A 23,652-nucleotide genomic window follows, 5' to 3' on the forward strand; every position below is an offset into this window, starting at 1 on the left:
GGACAGCATCGCCCCGTCGCGGGTGAACAGCCGAATCGAGACGTCACCACCGAACCGCAACCGCTTCGTGACCGGTCGCAGCGCGTCGCCGACGCGACTCGTCGAGGCGCGCCGCCGCACGTCAGCCCGCCGGGGCAGAACGGAGTAGGAGTCGAGAGTGCCGGGAAAGTCTGGGCTGGGTTCACGTGGCAACTCCGGGCAACCCGTGCTGGGGGCACCCGCCGACGTCCTCGATACATATCTGCCCGACAACGGCAATCTGGGCTATCGCATCTCTCGATACGATCTGGAACTCGAGTACAAGGTGTCGAGCAATCGACTCGAGGGCACCGCGATCCTGACCGCGACGTCGTATGCCGAGCTCAAGCGTTTCACCCTCGACCTGGCGAGCTCGCTGTCGGTGCAACGGGTGTCGGTCAACGACAAGCGCGCCCGCTATTCGCATCGTCGGCACAAGCTGACCATCACCCCCGACACTCCACTCCCCCCGGGCGGGGCGATGACCGTCACCGTCCGATACCACGGCAGTCCGCATCCGATCCGCGGCCCGTGGGGTGAGGTCGGTTGGGAGGAACTGACCGACGGCTCGCTCTGTGCGAACCAGCCCAACGGGGCGGCGTCGTGGTTCCCCTGCGACGACCACCCGAGCGCCAAGGCGCCGTACCGGATCTCGATCACCACCGACAGCCCGTATCACGCGCTCGCCAACGGCGTCCTGGAGTCCAAGCGGGTCCGCGCCGCGCAGACCACCTGGGTCTACGAGCAGGTGGAACCGATGCCCACCTACCTGGCGTCGATCCAGATCGGTCAGTACAAGCAGATCTCGTTGGCGTCCAAACCGATTCCGGTCTCGGGCCTCGTCCCCTCGCGACTCGAGGAGAACTTCGGGGTCGATTTCGGTCAGCAGACCGAGATGATGTCCGCGTTCGTCGAGATGTTCGGGCCGTATCCGTTCCCCCAGTACACCGTCGTGGTCACCGACGACGAACTCGAGATCCCCATCGAGGCACAGAGTTTCTCCACCTTCGGGGCCAATCACTGCGACGGCAGCCGGCACGCGGAGCGGTTGATCGCCCACGAGCTCGCGCATCAGTGGTTCGGCAACTCGGTGACCGCGGCCCGCTGGCGCGACATCTGGCTCCACGAGGGTTTCGCCTGTTACGCCGAGTGGCTGTGGAGTCAGCACTCGGGCGGCCGCAGCGCCGACGAATGGGCGCGTCACTACTACGCGAAACTCGAATCGTCGCCGGTGCGTGTGCCACTCACCGATCCCGGTCCGCGCAAGATGTTCGACGACTGGATCTACAAACGCGGCGCACTCACCCTGCACGCACTGCGGCTGACCATCGGTGACGGCGACTTCTTCGCGCTGCTGCAGCGGTGGACCGACAAGTATCGGTACGGCTCGGTGACCACCGAGGACTTCATGGCGCTCGCCGCCACCCACTCGTCGAAGCCGCTCAAGGATCTCTGGGACGACTGGCTGTTCACGCCCGAGTTGCCGCCGTTCCCGGGTCCTTCCTGAACCGTTCGATGACGACCGATCCGACGACGCCGGGTCCGGACGCCGGTTCGGCCAGTCCGCCAGGCGACACCGACGCACGGTCACTGGGCCGGGTCACGATGGCGACGATCGTCGCGGCCGCGTCGGGGTATGTCGTCCTGCTCTTGGCGGCCAGGCATCTCGGGGCCGTCGGTTACGGCGTGTTCGCCGTGTTCTGGGCCGCCTACGGCCTGGTGACCGGGGCGCAGAACGGGCAACTGCAGGAGACGACGCGGGCGGTCCGGACCGCCGCATCGGAGGGGCTCGCACGGTCGCGCCCGTTGCTGGTCAATGCGGGCATCGGGCTCGGCCTGGCCGTTCTGGTCGTCGCGACGTCACCGTTGTGGAGCTCACGGGTGTTCACCGCGGATCGCGGCCTGTCGGTGCTGCTGCTCGCCGTCGGCGTGGCGAGCTTCGCGGTGTACGCGCACCTGTGCGGAGCGTTGTCGGGGCGGCTGGACTGGTCGTCGTTCGCGGTGCTGCTGTCGGTCGACGCGCTGATCCGGCTCGCTGGTGCCGGTGTCGCGGTCGCGGCCGGCTGGGGCGTCACCGCGTTCCTGGTCGTCACCGTCGTCGGGTCGGTGTCGTGGTGCCTGCTGCTCGTGGTGTCGGCCTCGGCCCGCCGTGCCATCGGCGTCGCCGGCGACGTCGCGCCCCGACGTCTGACGGGCAACACCCTGACCGCGATGGCCGCCGCCGCCGCGAGCGCCGTCCTCGTCATGGGTTTTCCCGTTCTCATCAACCTGACCACCGACCTGCGTGGCGGCCCCGACGCCGACGAAGTCCGGACAATCGGCGCGCTGATCCTCGCCGTCACCCTGACCCGCGCGCCGCTACTGGTGCCGCTCAACAGCTTTCAGGGTGTGCTGATCTCGAGGTTCGTCGACCGCCGGGACCGTCGCCTCGGCGCGCTGGGTGCTCCCCTCGGGATCGTCGCCGCGGTCGGTGGCGTGGGGGTACTGGCCGCGTGGCTGGTGGGCCCGTGGCTGTTGCGATCGGTGTTCGGCGCCGACTTCGATCTCGACGGTGTGGTTGTGGCGCTGCTGACGCTCGGCGCGACGTGCTTGGCGCTGCTGACCGTGACCGGCGCCGCCGCGATCGCCGCGGGCGCCCACCGCTGGCACGCGGCCGGATGGTGGGTGTCGACCCTGGTCGCAATCGCGATGTTGTTGCTGCCGCTCGACGTCGCGACCCGGACCTGCGTCGCCCTCGTCGTCGGACCGCTGGTCGGCCTCGGCGTGCATCTCGTCGGGGTGCTGCGGGCCTGACCCTTCGTGACGCTCGCAAGCTCGCTCCTCAGGGAGCAGGGGGTCGGCTCGCAAGCTCGCTCCTCAGTACCTGCGGCCTCGCGGCCGTCGTTGACCGAAAGAACCGCATACCCCCTGCTCCCTGAGGTGCGAGGAGCGCAAGCGACGAGCCTCGAAGGGCTGGTGAGGCGCGCTACGAGCCCTTCGAGGCTCGCTTCGCTCGCACCTCAGGGAGCAGGGGTTAAGCTCGCTTCGCCCGCACCTCAGGGAGCAGGGGTTGGGCTCGCTTCACACGCACCTCGAGGAGCGGGGGGCGCTCCTAGCTCCCGGCCGAACCCCGCAACCGGCCGACCCCCGCCCCGACGCGAGCCGAGAGGTGGTTCAGCCTCGACGTCGCGTGCCACCTGGCGGCGCGTGCCGCCTTCGGCCAGCCGTGCGCCTCGCAACGCTGCGCTTCGTCGGCGAAGAATCGGTTCTCCTCGGCGAACCGCCGACCGTCGACGGCCTGCACGGAACTCACCGAGGCGCGGTGCCTGCGGTAGGAGAAGACCACCTCGGGGTCGTAGACCAGTGACCCGCCGGCGCTCGCCAAATCGACGAGGAGTGCGAGATCGAGGACGATCTCGAGTCCGGGCCGGAACCCGACCTCGCGCACGGCGGCGGTCCGCCACAACAGGGACGGAAAATAGGTCCAGTTGCCGTGGTACAGCGAGGTGGCCAGCCGTTCCCCCGACAGCACGGTCGCCCGCGGCGGCGCGAGAACCGACTTGATCCGGTCACCGAGCGGCGTGACCGGTTGACCGTTCTCGTCGATGACGTCGACGCCGGGCGCGAGGACCGCGGCGTCGGGATGGTGGCGGGCCATCGTACGGACGGCGGCGAGGTAGGCGCGGTGCATCACGTCGTCGCACCCCATGACCACGAACCAGTCGGCGGTGACCAGCTCGACGCAACGCCGGAAGTTCCCGTTCACGCCGAGGTTGGTCTCGTTGCGGAGGTACTGGACCCGGGCGTCGCCGAGCGACTCCAGCCATTGCCGCGGCGTCGGATCCGGGTAGCAGTCGTCGACGACGACGAGCCGGAGGTCCGGGTCGTCCTGGTCGAGCACACTGGTGACGGCTTGCCGGAACTGGGCGACGTCGCCGTAGAACGGCATCATCACGTCGATCGTCACAGGACAAGACTAACCAGGTCCGATCACGACGCGACCCCCGAGGCGTGCCGGGCGGCAGACCCCGCGCGGAAGCGGGTTAGGGTTGTTGACCATGGCCGAACCCAGTACCAACGCCGACGTGTGGCTGGTGGTACCCGTTTTCAACGAGGGCCAGGTGATCCGCGAGGTGGCGGCCAAGGCCCGCGAGACGTTTCCCAACATCGTCTGCGTCGACGACGGCAGCTCGGACAACTCGGCCGAGGAGATCCGGACCGCCGGGGTGCATCTGGTTCGGCACCCGGTGAACCTCGGCCAGGGTGCCGCGATCCAGACCGGCGTCGAGTATGCGCGTCGCCGGCCGGGGGCACGGTTCTTCGTGACCTTCGACGCCGACGGACAGCACCGGGTCGACGACGTGTCGGCCATGATCGAGCGCTTACGACGCGAGCCGGTCGACATCATCGTCGGAACCCGCTTCGCCGATGGTCGCAGCGAATCGGTTCCGATCCTGCGCCGGATGGCGTTGCGCACCATCGTGTTCCTGAGCCCGCGCACCCGTCGCCTCGGATTGTCCGACGCGCACAACGGACTTCGGGCGTTCAACAAGACCGTGGCCGATCAGCTCGACCTGCTCATGAGCGGGATGAGCCACGCGTCGGAGTTCATCGCGCTCATCGATCACCACCGGTGGCGGGTGGCCGAACAACCGGTGACGATCCTCTACACCGACTACTCGCGGGCGAAGGGACAGTCGCTGATCAACGGGGTCAACATCGTCGCCGATGGCCTGTTCCACACCCGGATGAGGAAGTGATGCCACGATGATCTGGTTCCAGATCTTCGCGATCCTGGGTCTGGTCGCGCTCGTCGGGTTCTTCGTGGTGAACCGGGGCACGGCCCGCGCGTCGGCAGGCGTGAAGCTGCTGTTCGTCGCGTTCATCGGCTTCGGCCTCTACGCGATGCTGCGGCAGGACGACGTCACATGGGTGGCCAACAAAATCGGCATCCAACGCGGCCTCGACCTGGTCCTGTTCCTGCTGGTCATCGCATTCGCCTTCACGACGGTGTCGACGTATCTGCGGTTCCGCGACCTGGAGGTCAAGTACGCGCGGCTGGCCCGCGCGATCGCGCTGCAGGACGCGGAGCGCGAGAACCATTCCGGAACGGGCGACTAGCTCCGGACCGTCGTCGACTGCGCCGCGACCCTCCCCGACTCCAGCCGATCGTTCGCACCATCGGCGGCGGAACGGCTTTCGGCCGCGGCCACCTGGAACATGGTGGCGACGATGGAGGCGTACAACACCAGCTCACCGAAGTTGCCGAGCCAGAGAACCGACGTGCCCGCGGCCGCGGTGACCAGCATCGTCACCGAGCCGAGCAACAGCCAGAACGACCGCACCTGACGCCACGCGGTCATCCCGATCGCGATGAGGATCAGCACGGTGCCCAGTGCGGGGACCGGCGGGCCGGCAGCGGCGGCGTTGGCGTACCGCAGCGCATCACCGTCGGTCGCCGGCGTCAGCTCCAGCGCCACGAAGCACTCGACGATCCCGACGACCACCAATGTGGCGACGAGAACGGCCCCGACCACGACCACCGGGCGACTCCACCGCACCCCCAGACGCCAGGCGAGCACGGCCGCGGCGACAACGATCAGCGGAGTCATCAGCCCGTGAATCCAGAAGCGCGGCAGGTTGATCGCGTACAGGAGGTCACCTAAGACGACCATCCGGCCTACGGCAACCGCCACGTTGTCGAATGTCAGTGCCACGCCGAGCAGGACCACCAACCAGGTGACGGCCCCACCCGACCGCCTCAGGCGGAACACACACGCCGTCAACGCGATCATCCCCAGCCCTATCGCGGCCATGATCGCCGAATTTCCGATCACTCCAGTGAGCATCTGCTCGCCACCTCCCATCGCTCAGCTTACTGAACGATTCGGAGCCGTCACCCTTCCGGACCGCCCACTCGGATGCAGTTTCACCAATCCCTTGCGTCTACGTATACATCTACATATAGTTACCGCATGCCCAACAAGACCATCTACGTCTCCGACGAGGACCTCAAAGTCCTCGAACGCGCTCAACAGGTGTCGGGAGGCAATCTCTCCGGCGCAGTCGTGGAGGCACTACGCGCGTACGTGCGGGCGGCCGACTACCGCGACGCCGGCTACGACGAGGTCGTCCTGCGCGACGGTCCCGACGGAGTGCGTCGTAAACGGTTCTTCGGCAGACTCCTCGCCGAGGAGACCGAGTACGACGAAACCACCGGCAATGCAACCAAATTGACCGCTTACGAAGGGCGGACCGGAAAGATCGTCCTCGCGGTCCACCACGTCGACTGGGCGAACTACGGGGTGACACATCGCCAGAAGACCGGTAACTGGCTGAAAGACCTGACCGGCCTTCCCAGTGTCCGCAGCCTGTTCACCGCCGACCTACCCGACTGGGGTGACTACCGCGTCGACATCGTCGACTCTCCCGACCAGCTCAAACCGCTTGTCCCCGAACGCTTCTACGCACGTACCGCCGCCGCCCTCCGACCCGAGGTCGAAGACCTGGACGTGTGAACCCCACCCGACCGCACCGCTAGAACCACCGAGTACTTCCCGGCGACGTCCATCAGGGACGGTCGTCTACCCACACATGCATATATGCGCATGAGTTTATTTATTGATCCATCAACCACTGGGAGCACGATCATGACAACAACCGCCATCCGCGCCTCCGGACTCACGAAGTCCTTCGGCGACCACACCGTCCTCGACGGTATCGATCTCGACGTACCGGCGGGCACGGTGTTCGCCCTGCTCGGACCCAACGGCTCCGGGAAGACGACCACCGTGAAGATTCTGTCCACGTTGTCGCAACAGGACGCTGGTGAGGTGGAGGTCGCCGGACTCGATCCGCGGACCGACCGCGCCGAGATCTGCGCGCAGATCGGCCTGACCGGGCAGTTCGCCGCCGTCGACACGTTGCTGACCGGGCGGGAGAACCTCACCATGGTCGCCCGCCTGCGACATCTCTCGAAAGCGGCGACCCGCGAACGGGTCGACCGGTTGCTGCGCGACTTCGACCTCACCGACGCCGCGGACCGTCGGGTCGCCGAATACTCCGGCGGTATGACCAGGCGCCTCGACCTGGCCATGACTTTGGTGGGCGAACCGTCGATCATCTTTCTCGACGAGCCGACGACCGGACTCGATCCACGGTCCCGCCGCGCGGTCTGGGACACCGTCCGCGGTCTCGTCGCCGGCGGCACCACCATCTTCCTCACCACGCAGTACCTCGAGGAAGCGGATCACCTCGCGGACCGGATCGCTGTGCTCGACCGCGGCCGCATCGTGGCCGAGGGGACGGCGGCCGAACTGAAGCGTCTCGTGCCGGGCGGATACATCCGGATCGACTTCACGAACGCCGACGACCTCGAACGGGCGCGGTCGCAGTTCCCCTCGGCGGTCGACACCCCGGGCGAGAACACCCTCGCCGTCCCCGGTGGCGCCGGGATCGGCGCTGTCCGCGGCGTGCTCGCCACCCTCGACGACGCCCGGATCGACGCTGCCGGGATCTCGGTCCACACACCGGATCTCGACGACGTCTTCCTCACCATCACCGGCCGCACCGCCGCTACCACCGCCAACTAGGAGAAGTCATGACCACCACGCTCGACCACACCCTGTCCGACTCCGCGGTGATGGTGCGCCGCAACCTGATCCGGCTACGGCGATACCCCACCATGATGTTCTCCACGATTGCGATGCCGGTCGTGATCCTGCTGATGATGACCTACTTCTTCGGCGGTGCCATCGAGAGCGCACTCGCCGCGGACGGACCGCTAGAAGGCAAGTACATCAACTATCTTCTCCCCGGCCTACTGCTCTTCGTGCCGTCGTTCCTGACGGTGGCGGTTGCGGTCTCGGTCAATCAGGACGTCACCGAGGGCATCATCAATCGGTTGCGATCACTGGCCACTCCGCCGACAGCGATCCTGGCCGGACACTTCGTCGGCGCCCTCATCCAAGGTGGGGTCGCGGTCTGCTTCCTGCTCGCGGTCGCGTTCGCGATGGGCTTCCGTGCCGACGCAAGCCTTCTCGACTGGTTCGCGGCCGGCGGATTGCTCCTGCTACTGACCGCCGGCCTCGTGTGGATCGCGGTTGCCATGGGCGTCGTCGCGCCGAATCCGGAGAGTGCGAGCAACATGCCGCTGCCGCTGCTGTTCCTGCCCTATCTGGGCAGTGGGCTGGTCCCGACCGACAGCATGCCCAACGGTGTCCGCCAGTTCGCCGAGTACCAGCCGTTCAGTCCCATCGCCGACACGCTGCGCGGACTCCTCATGGGTCTCGACATCAGTGATCGCTGGCCGTGGGCGCTGGGATGGTGCGTGGTGTTCCTGGTGGTCGGCTACTTCTGGGCGGTCACCGCGTTTCGGCGATCCACTACCGGCTGACGCTTCCCGCCCCGCGACGTGTACGGCTCGCGCCGTGCACGTTTCGGCGTTCGCGCCTCAATCCCGCAGCGAACCCAGGAAGTCGGCCACCTCGTCGTGGTTCGGCAGCAGACCCGACTCACGCGCCTCGGTGAGCCCCGGTGCCGCGGTGTCCTTCGGCGAGAGTTCGAACTCCAGCGGTGAACCGTCCCGGGCGTGCGTCGGCCATTCGATACCCAGTTCCGGATCGAGCGGGTTGATGCCGTGTTCACCCGTCGGGTTGTATCCGGTGGAGCAGAGGTAGGTCACGGTCGAGTTGTCGGCGAGCGCGCAGAATGCGTGGCCGAGACCCTCGGACAGGTAGACCGCACGACGATCCACGTCGTCGAGCAGGACGGTGTCGTAGGTACCGAAAGTGGGTGAGCCGACGCGGATGTCGACGATGACGTCGAGAATCGCGCCGGTGGGGCAGGTGACGTATTTCGCCTGTCCGGGCGGGACGTCGGCGAAGTGCACGCCGCGCAGCACGCCGGCCGCGGACACCGAGAGATTCACCTGCGCGAGGTCGAAGCGGTGGCCGATGGTCTCGCCGATCACGTCGGCCTTGAACGCCTCGGCGAACAACCCACGGGCATCGCCGTGTTGGACCGGGGTGAACTCCCACGCTCCGTCGATGGCGAGCGGGCGGACCTTCATGCGGACACCTTTCCCAGAGTCGGTCGTCGGACATGCGCCTCGGGGGCGGCGCTCAGAAACCCTTGCCCCGCTGCAACAGTTCGAGCAGGTAGTCACCGTAACCCGACTTGCGGAGTTTGTCGGCACGAGCCCGCAACTCCTCGTCGGAGAGATAGCCTTGCCGCCACGCGATCTCTTCTGGGACAGCGATTTTGAGTCCCTGGCGTTGTTCGACGGTGCGGACGAAGTTGCCGGCGTCCAGGAGGCTGTCGAAGGTGCCGGTGTCGAGCCACGCCGTGCCGCGCGGCAGGACGGTGACCGACAGTTTGCCGCGGTCGAGGTAGTGGGCGTTGACGTCGGTGATCTCGTACTCGCCGCGGGAGCTGGGGCGCAGGTTGCGGGCGATGTCGACGACGTCGTTGTCGTAGAAGTACAGGCCGGGCACCGCGAAGTTCGACTTCGGTTGTGCCGGTTTCTCTTCCAGTGAGATGGCGGTGCCGTCGGCGTCGAAGTCGACCACGCCGTAGGCCTCCGGGTTGGCCACCCAGTAGGCGAACACCGCACCGCCGTCGACGTTCTCGAAACCCTGCAACCGGCTGCCGAGTCCGGGGCCGTAGAAGATGTTGTCGCCGAGGACGAGAGCAACCGAGTCGGTACCGATGTGGTCGGCGCCGAGTACGAAGGCCTGTGCGAGTCCGTCCGGGGAGGGCTGGGTCTTGTAGGTCAGGTCGATGCCGAACTGGTCGCCGTTGCCGAGCAGGTTCTCGAAGGCCGGGGCGTCGTGCGGGGTGGTGATGATCAGGATGTCGCGGATCCCGGCCAGCATGAGCGTCGACAGTGGGTAATAGATCATCGGCTTGTCGTAGACCGGGACGAGTTGCTTGCTCACCCCCTGCGTGATGGGGTGCAGCCGCGTGCCCGTACCGCCGGCCAGGATGATCCCTTTCATGGCGATCAGGGTAATGCCCGCGGCCTTTCGCGACGGCACGCGAGTCGCACCGCTGCGCTCACCCGAGGCGAGCAGGTCAGCTGCTCGGTAGAGTGACTGCGACCATCGACCTCGACGAAAGGCGCCGCGCGTGCGTGTTCTCGTGACCGGGGGTGCCGGGTTCATCGGCGCCAACTTCGTGCTGCGCACCCTGACGACCCGCCCCGACGTCTCGATCCGGGTCCTGGACAAACTCACCTACGCCGCCAACCCCGACACCCTCGCCCCGGTCGCCGACCGCGTCGAACTCATCGAGGGCGACATCACCGACGCCGCCCTGGTCGGCCGACTCGTCGCCGAAGCAGACCTCGTCGTGCACTTCGCCGCCGAATCCCACAACGACAACTCCCTGGCCGACCCGTCGGCGTTCGTCTCCACCAACCTCGTGGGCACCTACACCCTGCTCGAAGCCGTCCGCGCCCACCAGGTGCGCTACCACCACATCAGCACCGACGAGGTCTACGGCGACCTCGATCTAGACGACCCGGCCCGCTTCACCGAACAGACCGCCTACAACCCGTCGAGCCCCTACTCCTCGACCAAAGCCGGCAGCGACCTGCTCGTGCGCGCCTGGGTCCGCTCCTTCGGCGTGGCCGCCACCATCTCCAACTGCTCCAACAACTACGGCCCGTACCAGCACATCGAGAAGTTCATCCCCCGCCAGATCACCAACGTGCTCTCCGGGGTGCGACCCAAGCTCTACGGCGACGGCCGCAACGTCCGGGACTGGATCCACGTCGACGACCACAACGACGCCGTGTGGACCATCATCGACCGCGGCCAGATCGGCGAAACCTACCTCATCGGCGCCGACGGCGAGGTCGACAACCGCACCGTCGTGGAGACCATCCTCGAACTCCTCGACCAGCCCGCCGACGCCTTCGACTTCGTCACCGACCGCCCCGGCCACGACCGCCGCTACGCCATCGACTCCACCCGCCTGCGCACCGAACTCGGCTGGACCCCCTCCTACCTCGACTTCCGCGCCGGCCTCGCCGCCACCATCGACTGGTACCGCGACCACCCCGGCTGGTGGCAACCCGCCAAGGAAGCCGTCGAACAGAAGTACGCCTCCACCGAACGCGTCACCAGCTGACCGGCCCCGAGCGAAGCGAGGCGCCGAGTCGAAGCCACCTGGTGACCTCCATGCAGTCCACTTGGCCCATTCCCAGGGTCGCCGCTTACGGTGGTCGTCATGCGCGTACTCGTGAGCGGAGGCGCGGGCTACATCGGCTCGCACACCGTCATCCAATTGGTCTCGGCCGGACACGACGTCGTCATCGTCGACGATTTCAGCAATGCCAAACCCACTGTCGTGGGTCGGCTCGAGGCGCTGACCGACCGTTCCATCCCCGTCCACGCCTTCGACCTCGCCGACGTCGACAAGACCGAACACTTCTTCGCCCACGAGGACATCGACGCCGTCATCCACTTCGCGGGGTTCAAGGCGGTCGGCGAGTCGGTGGCCAAGCCGCTCGACTACTACCAGAACAACCTCGGCACCACGTTCGCCCTGCTCCGCGCGATGGAACGCCACGATGTGCACACGCTGGTGTTCTCGTCGTCGGCGACGGTCTACGGCGCCGAGCCACAGTTGCCGATGACCGAGGATCTGCCGACGTCGGCGACCAACCCGTACGGCTGGACCAAGGTGATGATCGAGCAGATCCTGCGCGATGTCGCCGCCAGTTCGGACGTGTGGCGCATCGCGGCACTGCGGTACTTCAATCCGGTGGGCGCACATCCGAGCGGGCAGATCGGCGAGGACCCGTCGGGCATTCCGAACAACCTGATGCCGTTCGTCGCGCAGGTCGCGGTCGGCCGGCGCGAGAAGCTGGCGGTCTTCGGCAACGACTACGACACCCCCGACGGCACCGGCGTGCGCGACTACATCCACGTCGACGACCTGGCCGCCGGCCACGTCGCGGCCCTCGACCGCATCAGCACCGGCGAGACCGGCATGTCGACCTGGAATCTCGGTACGGGGCAAGGTGTTTCCGTCTTGGAGGTCGTGCACGCGTTCGAGAAGGCCAGTGGGCGCCCCATCCCCTACGAGGTCGCCCCGCGGCGGGCCGGCGACATCGCCGCGTCCTACGCCGATCCGACCCGGGCGAACGACGACCTGAACTGGCACGCCGCCAAGACAATCGACGACATGTGCGCCGACACCTGGCGCTGGCAGTCGGGCAACCCGAAGGGCTACCCGGACGCCTGACTCGAACCGGCAGGTCCTCGGGCCGGCGCGTGCGGATCGTCGGGATCGACGATCGAGTCGGTGACCCAGCCGATGTAGCGCCGCGCCGAACTGTCCACCACGTCCCGGGCGTTCTCGGCCACGACGACACCGAACGCGTCGTAGAGCCGGTCGAACCGAAGTTCGTTCACCCGGTCGACGATGTGGCGGACGAGCCGCGGTGACAGCGGGATCATGTTCGGGTAGCTGCGCATGAAGGTCACCATGCCGGGTTGCATCACGCCCTTGATGGTGTCGCCGGTCAGCACCGCACCCCGGCCGTCGGCGGCGTCGGGAAGGTGTAGCACCGCGCTGCCGGGGAAATGACCGCCGCACTGGACGAGTCGCACCCCGCCGAGGACTTCGGTGGTGTCCGACCAGAAGCGCACGACGGGGTCGGGTCGGGTGACCCATCGCCGGTCGGAGTCGTTGTAGTACACCGGAACTCGACCGAATCGATGACTGAGCGAGACGCTCGCGCCCACCAGATGGGGGTGACTCGCGGCGATGGCGGCGACCCCGCCGTGCTGCTCCAGCCAGTCGACGAGGGACGGCCCGAGGAAACCCGGCGGTTCCCAGAGGATGTTCCCGTCGGGAGTCGTGACGAGCAGGGCACGCTGCCCGATCCCGACGGAGGGCTGCACCGACAGCGCGGTCAGACCGGGCTCCAGTTCGTGGGCGGTCAGCGCGTTGTCGGCGGTCTCGTCGAGGCGGGTCCAGCTGGGCCCGCTGACCGGAAGCCACTGCCGGTCGTCGTCGCAGATCGGGCACATCGCGGGCGGCGTCTCGCCCGGCGGGAACTCGTTGGCGCAGAACACACACATCCAGGGCCGCATGTCCCGACGCTAGCCCGTGCCCGTGCGTCGAACGGGGTGAATCGCCGCTCCGCTCCGTAAGGAGCGAGACGCGGCCCCACTGCTCCCGAGGAGCGAGACGCGGCCCCACTGCTCCCTAATCCTAAAGAAGCGACCCCATTGCTCCCTGAGGTGTGAGGAGCGATAGCGACGAGCCACGAAGGGCCTGGTGAGACACGTTGCGGAGCCCTTCGTGGCTCGCTTCGCTCGCACCTCAGGGAGCATGAGTTCAGTCGCCCAGGATTGGTCTTTCGTGGCCCACGACGGCCGCCGGGCCGGAATTACTGACGAGCGGAGGCACTCAGGGCGCGGGCGGCGGCGGGTAGACGAGGTCGTTGACGCGGTAGACCACCGCGTCGCCGCGGCGGAAGACCTCGGTCAATCCGGGAGCGCCGTTCTGACGCAACGCCAGGAAGGGGTCGCCCTGGTGACCGCGGGCGGGGTCGGGCATGCCGCGCTGGAACTCCCAGTAACTCGGCGGCGAGTCGATCACGTAGTGCACGTTCATGTCTCGCACGATCTGGTCGATGGCCGGGTCGGCGCCGATCTCCGACACCCCCCAGAACAGGTCGCGCTGCCGCTCGGAGAACTCGTTGGCTCGGTAGAAGGGGAACATCGGGGTGACCCCGGTGACCGGGTACAGCCAGCCAGTGCCCTGGTCGAGGTTGTTGAGGACCAGGACGTCCTGGGCGTCGGGCTGCGCGGCGAGCCACTCGTAGGCGGCGAGATCGTCGGGCCCGACATACTTGCCGCCCCGCTCCTTCGACGCGATCTGCGCGTTCGGCGGATAACGCACGACGGCGGCTCCGGCGATCAGACCCAGCAACACCACGTATGTCGCGGCCACCACCCAGCGCGCCTTCCCCGAAGTCGCCTCGGCCGGTTTCTGACCGTCGGCCGGTTCCGATGCCACGCGGCGTCGGACCAGACCCGCGACGCCGAGCGCGAGAACCCCGATCGCGACGCCGGCCGCCGCGGCCGAGAGGATCGCGACCACGAACGTGAGCCGGTGGGGTGAGTTGTAGAAGTAGCCGCCGATCGCCCCGAGCGGGTACGACAGCGGCCCTAGGGACACCATCGCGTTGGCGGTCACCAGGGCGAACACGAACCATGCGACCAGTCCGGCCCAGCATCGCAGCCGTACGAGCGCGATCAGCCCGAGCAGGGTGACGACGATCAGCGGCCACACCGGGAAGTGGTCGAGCTCAAGCGGGATCGTCCCGTTGAACGCGCCCTTGACGAGCCCGTCGAGGACGCCGATCGTCTCCTCACGGAAGTCGAAGAACGGGAGTTCGTTGGTGTCGGCGACCCGGATGGTGCCCAGGATGACGGGTGCGATGAGGACCAGCGTCACCACCGCCGTGACGGCCAGCGTCGCGAGATCGCGCAGGCGACCGGCGACCGGACGCCACAGACCCTCGCACAGCCACCAGAGGCCGACGATCACGCCGACGACGATCAGGCCGGAGGGGTGGGTGGCGGTCACACCGGCCACGGCCAGCGCGGCCGGCAGCACACGCGATCTGTCCGACACCACGCTCATCACGAGGACGGCGGCGACCGGCGCCAGGCTCACGCCGACCGCGTTCGGCACCGAGGTCAGCTGGACCTCGACGTAGGGCAGGGACGGGAACAGCGCGCTCAGCGCACCCGCGGTACCGGCGATGAGAGCCGACGAGTCGACGTCGTAGCGGTGCCGCGCGAACCAGTAGGCCAGCGACGCGACACCGAGCGGAACGGTGATCGCCAGCACGGCGGGCGAATACGTGTTGTAGAGCTCGACCGGGTCGGCACCGGTCAGCGGGAACAGCAACGCACCCAGCGCATGCCAGGTGTTCGGGTAGTAGTTGAACCCCTGGGTGTCGTAGTTCATCAGCTCGCCCATCCTCATGGCCGAGCCGACGCCCGTCTCGTGGATCCAGCGCAGCGAACTGGCGTGCCACAACGAATCCCACACCTGCGAGATGTTGCCGAGACCGGCGAATGCGGTCGTCGCGATCGGCCGGATACAGGTGACGGCGATGACGAGTCCACCGAGTCCGAGCCCGGCGGCGACGCGCACCATCGCGGTCCGTCCCACGCGGGATTCGCCGTCGGCGTCGGGTACCGGCGCCAGCCGCTGACCCCACCGGGTGAGCAGCAGTGCCGAGTAGACCCAGGCACCGCCGACCGCGAAGACCAGACCCACCAGGGCCGAGACGGCATTCCACTCGAAGCCGACGACGGAGTACAGCACCGTCAGGATCGAGACCAGGGCGAACGTGATGGGTGGACCGGCGGCCAGCGCGACCGGCCACGGGAGGTTCATCCGTCGGCCGACGAACGAGCCGGGCAGGATGAGCACGAGCGCGGTCACGACGACGACCCATGCTCCCAGCATCATCGTCTGCGCCTTTCCACACTCACCCGCTGCACTCCCCGTCGCACCGCGGTGTCACTGCGCGGTGCCTGATCAAACTCTCAGCAGGTTACCGGGTGGTCGATCGACGACGCGTCACCGTGTGCGGGCGGCCCTGGGAGGCCGAGCCCGCCATCGCGGCGGTACCGGGTTCGTCGACGGGCGCACCGTGGCGACGATGTCCGAGGAGAGCGACGATCAGGCTCATCATTGCGGCGACGGCGCCGAAGCCGAACATGACCGGGTAGGTGATCGCCGGCCAGCTCTCCGAGATCCAGGCCAGAACCGCCGGAACCCCGAAGCCGAGGTAGGTCACGCCGTAGAACACGGCGGTGAGACCGGCGAGGTCATCGGGTCCGGCGATGCGCTGCACCTCCAGCAGGCCGACGATCATCGCCATGCCGTATCCGCAGCCGAGCAGCGTCGACGCCAGGAGCGCAACCCATACGGTCAGCACGTGTGCCGCCACGGCTGCGAGGACCATTCCGACCACGAGCACCACGAAGGCGACGATGACACCGCGGAGACTCCCGGGCCGGTCGATCCGCCGACCCAACGACTGGATGCCGAAACCGGCGGACAGGCCGAGGACGCAGCACAGGCCGGCGAACGCGATCGGCGCTCCCGCGGTACGGGCGGACATGAGGGCGGGGACGATCGCGTAACCCGATGCGGCGGCACCGAAAATCCAGGGCGCCAGTGGCAGCACGACGAACAGGAAACGACGATGGCCCGCGGACGGGATGCGCAGGTCGTCACGCAGACGCCCCGGCGAGTCTTGTCTGGGACGCGTCTCCGGCACCAGCACGATCAGGTTCGCCGCGACGACCGCGACGGCGATGTTGATCAGGTACGGCAGCACATGCGGCCACGGCCCCCACTGCGCGAGCACCCCGGCCACCCCGGCGCCGACGCCGAAGCCGGCGGTGAGACTCATGGCCGCGCGACCGGCGCCGGCACCCGTCCGCGCACCGTCGCGGTCCGAGAGTTCCTTGATCCAGCTCCCGCCCACGGCCATCGAGAGACCCAGCGCGATGCCGCTGCACACCCGCCCGGCGGTCAGCAGTGCCACCGACTCCGAGCCCGCGGCCAGCAGTCCCGAGCCGACCGCCGCGAACAGCGGGGCGGGCAGCATGAGTGGCCGTCGGCCCAGCCGATCCGACAACGGGCCGCCGATCAGCAGGGCGGGCACGATGCCCAGGACGTAGGCGAAGAGCAACGCGTCGACGACGACCGGCGACATGTCGGTGATCTGCCGGTACATGACCAGCAGCGGCGTGAATTCGTTGCCGCCCCACGCGGTGGCGAACACGGCGAGCGCGACGGCGGGCCATCCGAAGCGCGCGCGGTCGGCGCTCATGCCGGTGCCCCGGGGAGGTCGTGCCCGGGTAGATCGTGAACCGCGACGAGGTGGCCGGCGAGCAGGGTGTCGAAACGTTCGGCGTCGGCGGACTCGATCGCGTCGAGGAGCGCGCGGTGGTCGTCGAGGATTCGTGCCGCGACACTCGCGTCCCGGTGCACCGACGCCGTCGTCATCCGTCGATGCCGCTCCCCGAGCGTGGTGTAGAAGCCGGACAGCAATGCGTTGTCGCCGGCGGCGGCGATGAGCTGATGGAACTCGGCGTCGATGCGGGAGAACTCCCGGATGTCCGAGGCGTCGGACCGACGATGGGCGTCGAGGTTGGCGCGCAGACTCCGCACGAGTCCGGCCACCGCGCCCGGCCGGCCGACGACCGCACGCACCGCGTGCCGTTCGAGGAGCAGGCGTGCGTCCACGACGTCGCGGATCTCGCGCTCACCGATGGGGACCACGAGGGCTCCCCGTTTCGGGTAGAGACGCATCCAGCCTTCGGTCTCCAACCGCAGGAACGCCTCGCGCACCGGAGTACGGCTCACCGAGCACTTCGCGGCGATCTCACCCTCGCTGATCAGCTCACCGCCGGCGATCGCGTTTGTGAGAATTTGCTCCTTGACCTCGACATATACCCGCTCAGCAGCGGATTCGGACGTCGCATGCAACATAGACACAAGTTGTACCTTATCAATGATCATTGGACACTTCACCTGGGCCGACCCACCTTCCGGAACGATCCCAGACGGTGAGACACTTAATCCGGCCGTAACGAGCGTCACCCCGCTCACACGAGCCCGGCCCGCGTCCGCTGAGCTCACCTGCTCGCGTCGATGCGGATCACTTCTAGCTCGCGGGCAGCGTGGCCGGCGAGACGATGCAACCCGCATTTTCGCGGCTTTTCAGGAGGACCCGTGACGAGCACGGAGGACACACGTATGGGTGAGACCCCCTACACCGAACCCACGATCGCCGACCACCCCATCACCGACGAAGAGATCTTCTTGGCCCACGTCGGCGGCAAGCTCTCGGTGGAGCTGCGCGCACCCATCGACACCCAGCGCGACCTGTCGATCGCCTACACCCCGGGTGTGGCCCAGGTGTCGCGTGCGATCGACACCGATGCGACCCTGGTGAACAAGTACACCTGGACCGATCGCCTGGTCGCCGTGGTGAGCGACGGATCGGCGGTCCTCGGACTCGGCGACATCGGCCCCCGCGCCTCGCTGCCGGTCATGGAGGGCAAGTCCGCACTGTTCCGCAGCTTCGCCGGACTCAACTCGATCCCCATCGTTCTCGACACCCAGGATCCCGACGAGATCGTCGAGACCCTCATCCGACTCCGCCCGAGCTTCGGCGCCGTGAACCTCGAGGACATCTCCGCGCCGCGCTGCTTCGAGATCGAGCGCCGCGTCATCGAGGCGCTCGACTGCCCGGTCATGCACGACGACCAGCACGGCACCGCGATCGTCGTCCTCGCCGCCCTGAAGGGCGCGACGACCCACCTCGGCCGCGATCTCGCCGGCCTGAAGGTCGTGATCTCCGGCGCCGGTGCCGCGGGTGTCGCGTGCGCGAACATCCTTCTGGCAGTGGGCATCTCCGATGTCGTCGTGTTGGATTCCAAGGGCATCGTGTCCGCGGGACGTGACGGCCTGAACGAGTCGAAGAGCGAACTGGCGTCACGCACCAACCCGCGCGGGCTGACCGGTGGCGCGGTCGAGGCGCTCGCCGGCGCCGACGTCTTCATCGGTGTGTCGGCAGGTCTGATCCCCGAAGAGCTCATCGCGTCGATGAACGACGATTCGATCGTCTTCGCCCTGTCGAACCCCGACCCGGAGATCCATCCGGAGGCCGCCGCGAAGTACGCGGCGATCGTCGCGACCGGGCGCAGCGACTTCCCGAACCAGATCAACAACGTCCTCGCCTTCCCCGGCGTCTTCAAGGGTGCGCTCGACGCCGGTGCACGACGCATCAGCGAGGGCATGAAAATCGCTGCGGCCGAAGCCATCTTCTCGGTCGTCGCCGATGACTTGCGCGCCGACCGCATCGTGCCCAGCCCGCTCGACGACCGGGTCGCCCCGGCGGTGACAGCCGCCGTCGCCGACGTCGCCCGCGCCGAGGGGCACTGCTCCTAGGCGCTTTGCCCACCCGCGACTGAAAACCACCCTCTGGCGGGCTACTGACAGCTATCTGTCGGTGGTTCGCCTCTGGAGGGTGGTTTTCGGTACCTCGGCGTCGCTCACCACCCCATGAGTTCCGCCGACTCCTCGGCGATGGCCGGGCCGAGGGTCATCCCGCGGCCTCCGGGGCCGGTGACCGCCCACACCCCGTCCCCGATGGACTCGCGGCACACGATGCGATGGGGCTCGGTGCACTGGCTGTAGACGCCGGCCCAGCGGCGCTGGATCTTTGGCAGCGGCCGCCCGAGCAGCCCCTCCGTCACCTCGACGAGGTGGGCGTAGGGATCCTCCTCGACGTCGAAGGTGAACGGTTCGACGTACTCGTGGGTGTCGCCGATGGTCAGCCCACCGTGCAGGCGCTGCACGCACAGCAGCTGCATCCCGTGGTCGGCGGCGACCGGTCGCTGCGGTTCGGTGCGCCGAAGTTCCTCGAGGGCGGGGCCCGCGAAGCCCGGGTAGTAGCGGAGGCTGTCGCCGTCGGCGATCGAAGTGGTGAGACGTTGCCCGAGTGGTGCCGTCTGCATCATCTGCAATCGGACCCGACGGACCGGCAGCTCGCCGAAGATCTCGCGGAGCAGTCCGCGATGAGTTGCGCCGGGGCACAACACGACACAGTCGCCTGCGTGAACGGCCCCGGTGTCGTCACGAACCGAGGTGCCGGTGATCGCGCGCGCCTCGACGCCCGGAACGAAGGTGTATCGACCCGATCGCTCCAAGCGGAATCGCAAGGCGGGCATCGCCTGTCGGGACTCCACAGCGGCGTCGGACGCGCAGTACAGTCCGGCGAGGTAGTTCCCCTGTAGCGCAGGGTTCTTCTCCGCGACCTCGATCCGGCGCAACAGGGAGAATCCCTGACGCTGCGCGTCGTCGCGGGCGAGCACCTCTTCGGCGACGGCGAGTTCAGCCTCGGTACGTAACAGGGTGATCGAGCCGTTCGCCCGGAAGCCGACCTTCGGGACCTGGGTGCCGATCTGCTCCCAGAGGATGCGGGAGCGCAGCGCGATCTCCAGTTCGGGAGCGGATCGCCCCGAGACCCACACCAATCCGAAGTTGCGGACGGTGGCGCCCCGCGCGCCGAGTTCACGATCCAGATGGATCACCTCGTGTCCACGTTCGACGGCCATCCAGGCGTGTGCGGTTCCGATGATCCCAGCACCGACGATGATCACGCGCATGCGTTCACTTCTCCTCTGTCGAAAGATGGTGTCATTCAGGGCGCGACCGCGACGCGCAGAGCGGCCCCCGGGGCCGGTTGCAACGCACCCTTGATCTGGTCCAGTGGCAGCGGGATGGTCACCAGCTCCGACCACGAGTGACGGTCGACGGTCCGCGCCAGGAAGTCGACGGCCTGCTGTAGATGACGTGGCTCGTAGTTGTGGACCCCGGTGATCGTCCACCAGCGTCGGACCACCTGCTCCGGATCGATGTCCAGCACCGGGCCCGGGGTCACCGAACCGGCCAGCACGAGCGTCCCGGCGACGTCCAGCCGGGTGAGTCCCCGACGGATGAAGTCCGACGAGCCGGTGAAATCGAGTACGACGTCGACGTTCTCGCCGTCGTCGGGCCGCGCCCCGAATCCGGTGGCCTGCTCCACGCGCGCCCGGTCCCGGTCGGCGATCAGGACGTCGGCGCCGCGGTCGGCACACACCGCCGCCGCGGTCGTCCCCAGCATTCCCGCTCCACCGACGAGGACGCGGTGCCCGGACACCTCCCCGGCACGCTCGGCGACCGCCATCACGGTGGCGGTGGCGCAGGCCGCTGGGGCGGCCACTACATCGTCGAGAGCGTCGGGAATACCGACCGACGTGGTGCCAGCCGGCAGCAGAATGTGCGTGGCGTATCCCCCGGACAGCGGCCAATCACCGTCGAACGGTTCATGTCCGACCTTGCGCACCCGCCGGCACTTGGCGGTGACGCCGCGTCGGCACCGATCGCACTCACCGCACGAGACGGTGACTGACCAGACGACGCGATCCCCTGTGCGGGCGGTCGCTCCCGCGCCGGCGTCGACCACCTCACCCACCGCCTCGTGTCCGAGTACGGAGGGGCAGGGCGATTCTCGACGCCCGGTCACGGTGTGCAGGTCACTGCCGCACACCGTGGCCAGGCGCACCCGGACGAGAACCTCGCCGGGACCAACTGCAGGAAAGGGCATTTCGACGATGTCGATCCGATCGCCCCTCCAGACGGCGGCACGGGTCAGACGAGTCGTGAGCGTATCCAACCGGACAACCTCTCGATGGTGTAGACGATGACGAGGATGATGAGCACGATGGCCCCGGCGACCTCGAAGTCGAGGGTGCGGATCGATTCGAAGAGCAGGAAGCCGATACCGCCGGCGCCGACGATGCCGAGCACCGTGGATGTGCGGATGTTGACGTCGAGCAGGTACAAACCAGAGCCGACGATGGACGGCATGGCCTGCGGGATCACCGCAGCGAACAGGGTTCTCCACCACCCGCAACCAACCGCGCGGGCGGCCTCGACGGGCCCCGGGTCGATCTCCTCCACGGAGTCGGCGACGAGCTTGGCGAGGAAGCCGATCGAACCGATTGCCAGGGCGCAGGTTCCGGCCACCGGACCCAGCCCCAGCGCGGCGACGAACACCACCGCGAGAATGAGCTCCGGCACAGCCCGAACGACGAGGATCCAGGCCCGCGCACCCCAGTACACCGCCGTATGCGGAGTGACGTTGCGAGCAGCGAGGATTCCGACCGGGATCGACAGCACCGCACCTATCGCGGTGGACACGACGCCGATCGCGACCGTCTGGAACGCGGCGTCGAACAGGTCGGCGCCCAGAGTGCTGAAGTCGGGCGGGATCATCCGGCCGAACACCTCGACGGCCGGGGGTATCCACGCGATCAGCGCCCACGGCGTGATCTCCAGGACCACCATCGCGGCAACCGTCGCAGCGACCACCAGCAGCCCGAAACCCGTCCGGACGGCGCGTTCCAGACCGGGCCGCATGGGCGACGGCGTCAGCAGCACGCGGCGGATTCCGATGGCCAGCAACTCCATCGCGGCGATGATCACGAGGATAACGAGCACGATGCCGAGGGCTCGCGGATAGATCAGACCACGGAGCGCGTCCTGCAGTGCGAAGCCGATTCCGCCCGCGCCGACGAACCCGAGCACGACCGACATCCGGAGGTTGATGTCGATGCGGTAGACGAACGCCCCGATCCACGCCGGGACACATTGCGGTACGACCGCATTGACCATCTCGCGGACATAGCCGACGCCCGTGCTGCGCACAGCTTCGCGCGGCCCCTCGTCGACCTGCTCGATCGCGTCCGCGAACAGCTTGCCGAGCATGCCGATCGAATGCAACGCCAGGGCCAGGATGCCCGGCAGCACACCGATACCCAGAGCACGGACGAACAAGACCGCGAACAGGAGGTCGGGCATCGCTCGGCAGAACGTGATGATGGCCCGCGCCACCGCCTGGACCGCAGGATGCGGACTGGTGTTGCGAGCGGCCAGGAACGCCAGCGGCACCGACGCGATCGCGGCGAGCACGGTGCCCAGCACCGCCATCAGCAGAGTCTCCAACGCCAGCAAGCTGATCCGGCCGGGATCACCGAGCCGAGGTGGCAGCATCCGCTCGATGAGCGCGACGATGTCCTCGATCCCGTAGATCAGTGTTCCCGGCGCGAAGTCGATCCACCACGCGCAGATCAGCGTGGCGACAAGGCCTCCGACCGCGATGCCGGGCAGGACCGCGCGGTTCCACCCGGGTCGCTTCCGCGCAGACGGGTCCGCCCGCGGTCGATCGAGCAGCGGGGTGTTCATCGGCGTCGCGCCGCGTTCGTCGACGCCGACACCGGGTCGACCCGTCGGTAGACGTCCATCACCTCGTCGCGGTCCAGTCCGACCGTGGAGCGATCCAGAACCTTCTGCCCACTGCGCAATCCGACGATGCGGTGCGCCCATCCGAGGGCCAGGTCCACCTGGTGCAGGGTGCAGAGGATGGTGAGCTTCTCCTCGACGCACACCTGGAACAGCAGATCCATGACGACGCCGGCGTTCTCCGGGTCGAGGGAGGCCACCGGTTCGTCGGCGAGCAGGAGCGTCGGTTTCTGCATCAGCGTGCGTGCGATGGCGACGCGCTGCTGCTGCCCGCCGGAGAGGGTGTCGGCGCGACGGTCGGCGAGGTCGGCGAGACCGACACGGTCGAGGTGCTCGAAGGCCTCCTGGCGCATGTGCTTCGGGTACGTGAGCGCACCGTAGCGCGGGCACCGGAGTCGGCCGAGCCCGCCGAGCAGGACGTTCTCGAGACAGCTGATCCGGCCGACGAGGTTGAAGTGCTGGAAGACGAACCCGACGTCGCGTCGTAGAGCTCGCATCTCGGCGCGCCCGGCGCGATCGACCCGGTGCCCCACGACGTCGACGACGCCGGACGTCGCGGGATGCAGTCCGTTCAGGCAGCGGAGGAAGGTGGACTTCCCGGACCCGGAAAGGCCGAGGAGCACAACCAGTTCGCTGCGATGGACGTCGAGCGACACGTCGTCGACCGCCAGGGTGTTCCCGAATCGCTTGGTCAGACCATCGACGTGGACGACGAGGTCGTCGCCTGCGACCTGCGGATGGACGGCCATC

The 23,652-nt window shown here is 67.9% G+C and carries 22 protein-coding genes; 10 read left to right on the plus strand and 12 right to left on the minus strand.

Annotated features, from left to right (window positions below; translation table 11 throughout):
• Positions 1 to 157: 157 nt before the first annotated feature.
• Together FFS52_RS01620 and FFS52_RS01625 are read left to right on the plus strand one after the other, a co-directional pair.
• Positions 158 to 1,525 (plus strand): M1 family metallopeptidase, encoded by a 1,368-nt coding sequence (locus FFS52_RS01620; RefSeq protein WP_137808608.1) that lies wholly within the window; start codon positions 158 to 160, stop codon positions 1,523 to 1,525.
• A gap of 8 nt (positions 1,526 to 1,533) precedes the next feature.
• Positions 1,534 to 2,811, plus strand: coding sequence for a polysaccharide biosynthesis protein (locus FFS52_RS01625; protein ID WP_137808609.1), 1,278 nt, complete (start codon positions 1,534 to 1,536; stop codon positions 2,809 to 2,811).
• Positions 2,812 to 3,109: 298 nt separating this feature from the next.
• On the opposite strand, the gene FFS52_RS01630 is transcribed toward FFS52_RS01625, so the two are convergent.
• The gene (locus tag FFS52_RS01630) at positions 3,110 to 3,964 is read right to left on the minus strand and encodes a glycosyltransferase family 2 protein (RefSeq protein WP_137808610.1); all 855 of its coding nucleotides are present in this window, start codon (positions 3,962 to 3,964) and stop codon (positions 3,110 to 3,112) included.
• Between the two features lie 91 nt (positions 3,965 to 4,055).
• Between FFS52_RS01630 and FFS52_RS01635 the strand changes: the two genes are divergently transcribed.
• Entirely contained in the window at positions 4,056 to 4,757 is a 702-nt protein-coding gene (locus tag FFS52_RS01635; protein ID WP_137808611.1) for a glycosyltransferase family 2 protein, read from the plus strand.
• Positions 4,758 to 4,764: 7 nt separating this feature from the next.
• Positions 4,765 to 5,118, plus strand: coding sequence for a DUF2304 domain-containing protein (locus FFS52_RS01640; RefSeq protein ID WP_065630498.1), 354 nt, complete (start codon positions 4,765 to 4,767; stop codon positions 5,116 to 5,118).
• Here FFS52_RS01640 and FFS52_RS01645 read toward each other — a convergent pair.
• On the minus strand, positions 5,115 to 5,846 hold the full coding sequence (locus FFS52_RS01645; protein WP_212743636.1) for a hypothetical protein: 732 nt from the start codon (positions 5,844 to 5,846) through the stop codon (positions 5,115 to 5,117). The genes FFS52_RS01640 and FFS52_RS01645 overlap by 4 nt on opposite strands.
• 126 nt (positions 5,847 to 5,972) lie before the next feature.
• Between FFS52_RS01645 and FFS52_RS01650 the strand changes: the two genes are divergently transcribed.
• The 3 genes from FFS52_RS01650 (at position 5,973) to FFS52_RS01660 (ending at position 8,392) form a co-directional block, all read left to right on the plus strand.
• The gene (locus tag FFS52_RS01650) at positions 5,973 to 6,515 is read left to right on the plus strand and encodes an EXLDI protein (protein WP_068970632.1); all 543 of its coding nucleotides are present in this window, start codon (positions 5,973 to 5,975) and stop codon (positions 6,513 to 6,515) included.
• Positions 6,516 to 6,647: 132 nt separating this feature from the next.
• Positions 6,648 to 7,589, plus strand: a complete 942-nt coding sequence (locus FFS52_RS01655) for an ATP-binding cassette domain-containing protein (RefSeq protein WP_137808612.1) — start codon at positions 6,648 to 6,650, stop codon at positions 7,587 to 7,589.
• Between the two features lie 8 nt (positions 7,590 to 7,597).
• The gene (locus FFS52_RS01660) at positions 7,598 to 8,392 is read left to right on the plus strand and encodes an ABC transporter permease (protein ID WP_137808613.1); all 795 of its coding nucleotides are present in this window, start codon (positions 7,598 to 7,600) and stop codon (positions 8,390 to 8,392) included.
• A 57-nt stretch (positions 8,393 to 8,449) separates the two neighbouring features.
• Here the strand turns inward: FFS52_RS01660 and rfbC are convergent, their stop codons facing one another.
• Together rfbC and rfbA are read right to left on the minus strand one after the other, a co-directional pair.
• Positions 8,450 to 9,067 (minus strand): dTDP-4-dehydrorhamnose 3,5-epimerase, encoded by a 618-nt coding sequence (gene rfbC / locus FFS52_RS01665; RefSeq protein ID WP_137808614.1) that lies wholly within the window; start codon positions 9,065 to 9,067, stop codon positions 8,450 to 8,452.
• A gap of 52 nt (positions 9,068 to 9,119) precedes the next feature.
• Entirely contained in the window at positions 9,120 to 9,995 is an 876-nt protein-coding gene (gene rfbA / locus FFS52_RS01670; RefSeq protein ID WP_065630504.1) for a glucose-1-phosphate thymidylyltransferase RfbA, read from the minus strand.
• Positions 9,996 to 10,125: 130 nt separating this feature from the next.
• On the opposite strand from rfbA, the gene rfbB reads away from it, so the two are divergent.
• Complete coding sequence (rfbB, locus tag FFS52_RS01675; protein ID WP_137808615.1) at positions 10,126 to 11,130, plus strand: dTDP-glucose 4,6-dehydratase; 1,005 nt, start codon at positions 10,126 to 10,128, stop codon at positions 11,128 to 11,130.
• 99 nt (positions 11,131 to 11,229) lie between these two features.
• The gene (gene galE / locus FFS52_RS01680; protein WP_137808616.1) at positions 11,230 to 12,249 is read left to right on the plus strand and encodes a UDP-glucose 4-epimerase GalE; all 1,020 of its coding nucleotides are present in this window, start codon (positions 11,230 to 11,232) and stop codon (positions 12,247 to 12,249) included.
• Here galE and FFS52_RS01685 read toward each other — a convergent pair.
• The 4 genes from FFS52_RS01685 to FFS52_RS01700 form a co-directional block, all read right to left on the minus strand.
• Positions 12,234 to 13,103, minus strand: coding sequence for a hydrolase (locus FFS52_RS01685; protein WP_065630507.1), 870 nt, complete (start codon positions 13,101 to 13,103; stop codon positions 12,234 to 12,236). The genes galE and FFS52_RS01685 overlap by 16 nt on opposite strands.
• 319 nt (positions 13,104 to 13,422) lie before the next feature.
• Positions 13,423 to 15,504, minus strand: coding sequence for a DUF6541 family protein (locus FFS52_RS01690; protein WP_137808617.1), 2,082 nt, complete (start codon positions 15,502 to 15,504; stop codon positions 13,423 to 13,425).
• An 85-nt stretch (positions 15,505 to 15,589) separates the two neighbouring features.
• Complete coding sequence (locus FFS52_RS01695; protein ID WP_249356266.1) at positions 15,590 to 16,879, minus strand: MFS transporter; 1,290 nt, start codon at positions 16,877 to 16,879, stop codon at positions 15,590 to 15,592.
• Positions 16,876 to 17,541: a GntR family transcriptional regulator gene (locus tag FFS52_RS01700; RefSeq protein ID WP_065630510.1), complete on the minus strand. Its 666-nt coding sequence runs from the start codon at positions 17,539 to 17,541 to the stop codon at positions 16,876 to 16,878. Before FFS52_RS01700 ends, FFS52_RS01695 begins: the two co-directional genes overlap by 4 nt.
• Before the next feature lie 267 nt (positions 17,542 to 17,808).
• On the opposite strand from FFS52_RS01700, the gene FFS52_RS01705 reads away from it, so the two are divergent.
• Positions 17,809 to 19,005, plus strand: a complete 1,197-nt coding sequence (locus FFS52_RS01705; protein WP_137808618.1) for an NADP-dependent malic enzyme — start codon at positions 17,809 to 17,811, stop codon at positions 19,003 to 19,005.
• A 104-nt stretch (positions 19,006 to 19,109) separates the two neighbouring features.
• Here the strand turns inward: FFS52_RS01705 and FFS52_RS01710 are convergent, their stop codons facing one another.
• From FFS52_RS01710 to phnC, 4 genes are read right to left on the minus strand one after another with little or no spacing between them, the layout of a single operon-like run.
• Complete coding sequence (locus FFS52_RS01710) at positions 19,110 to 20,225, minus strand: TIGR03364 family FAD-dependent oxidoreductase (protein WP_137808619.1); 1,116 nt, start codon at positions 20,223 to 20,225, stop codon at positions 19,110 to 19,112.
• Between the two features lie 35 nt (positions 20,226 to 20,260).
• On the minus strand, positions 20,261 to 21,274 hold the full coding sequence (locus FFS52_RS01715) for a zinc-binding dehydrogenase (RefSeq protein WP_137808620.1): 1,014 nt from the start codon (positions 21,272 to 21,274) through the stop codon (positions 20,261 to 20,263).
• On the minus strand, positions 21,250 to 22,845 hold the full coding sequence (gene phnE / locus FFS52_RS01720) for a phosphonate ABC transporter, permease protein PhnE (protein ID WP_137808621.1): 1,596 nt from the start codon (positions 22,843 to 22,845) through the stop codon (positions 21,250 to 21,252). Before phnE ends, FFS52_RS01715 begins: the two co-directional genes overlap by 25 nt.
• Complete coding sequence (gene phnC, locus FFS52_RS01725) at positions 22,842 to 23,651, minus strand: phosphonate ABC transporter ATP-binding protein (RefSeq protein ID WP_137808622.1); 810 nt, start codon at positions 23,649 to 23,651, stop codon at positions 22,842 to 22,844. The genes phnE and phnC overlap by 4 nt, the downstream gene beginning before the upstream one ends.
• Position 23,652: the final 1 nt, after the last annotated feature.

The sequence above is a fragment of the Gordonia sp. ALPHA1B1 genome (genome assembly GCF_005502615.1).
GTDB lineage: Bacteria > Actinomycetota > Actinomycetes > Mycobacteriales > Mycobacteriaceae > Gordonia > Gordonia hongkongensis.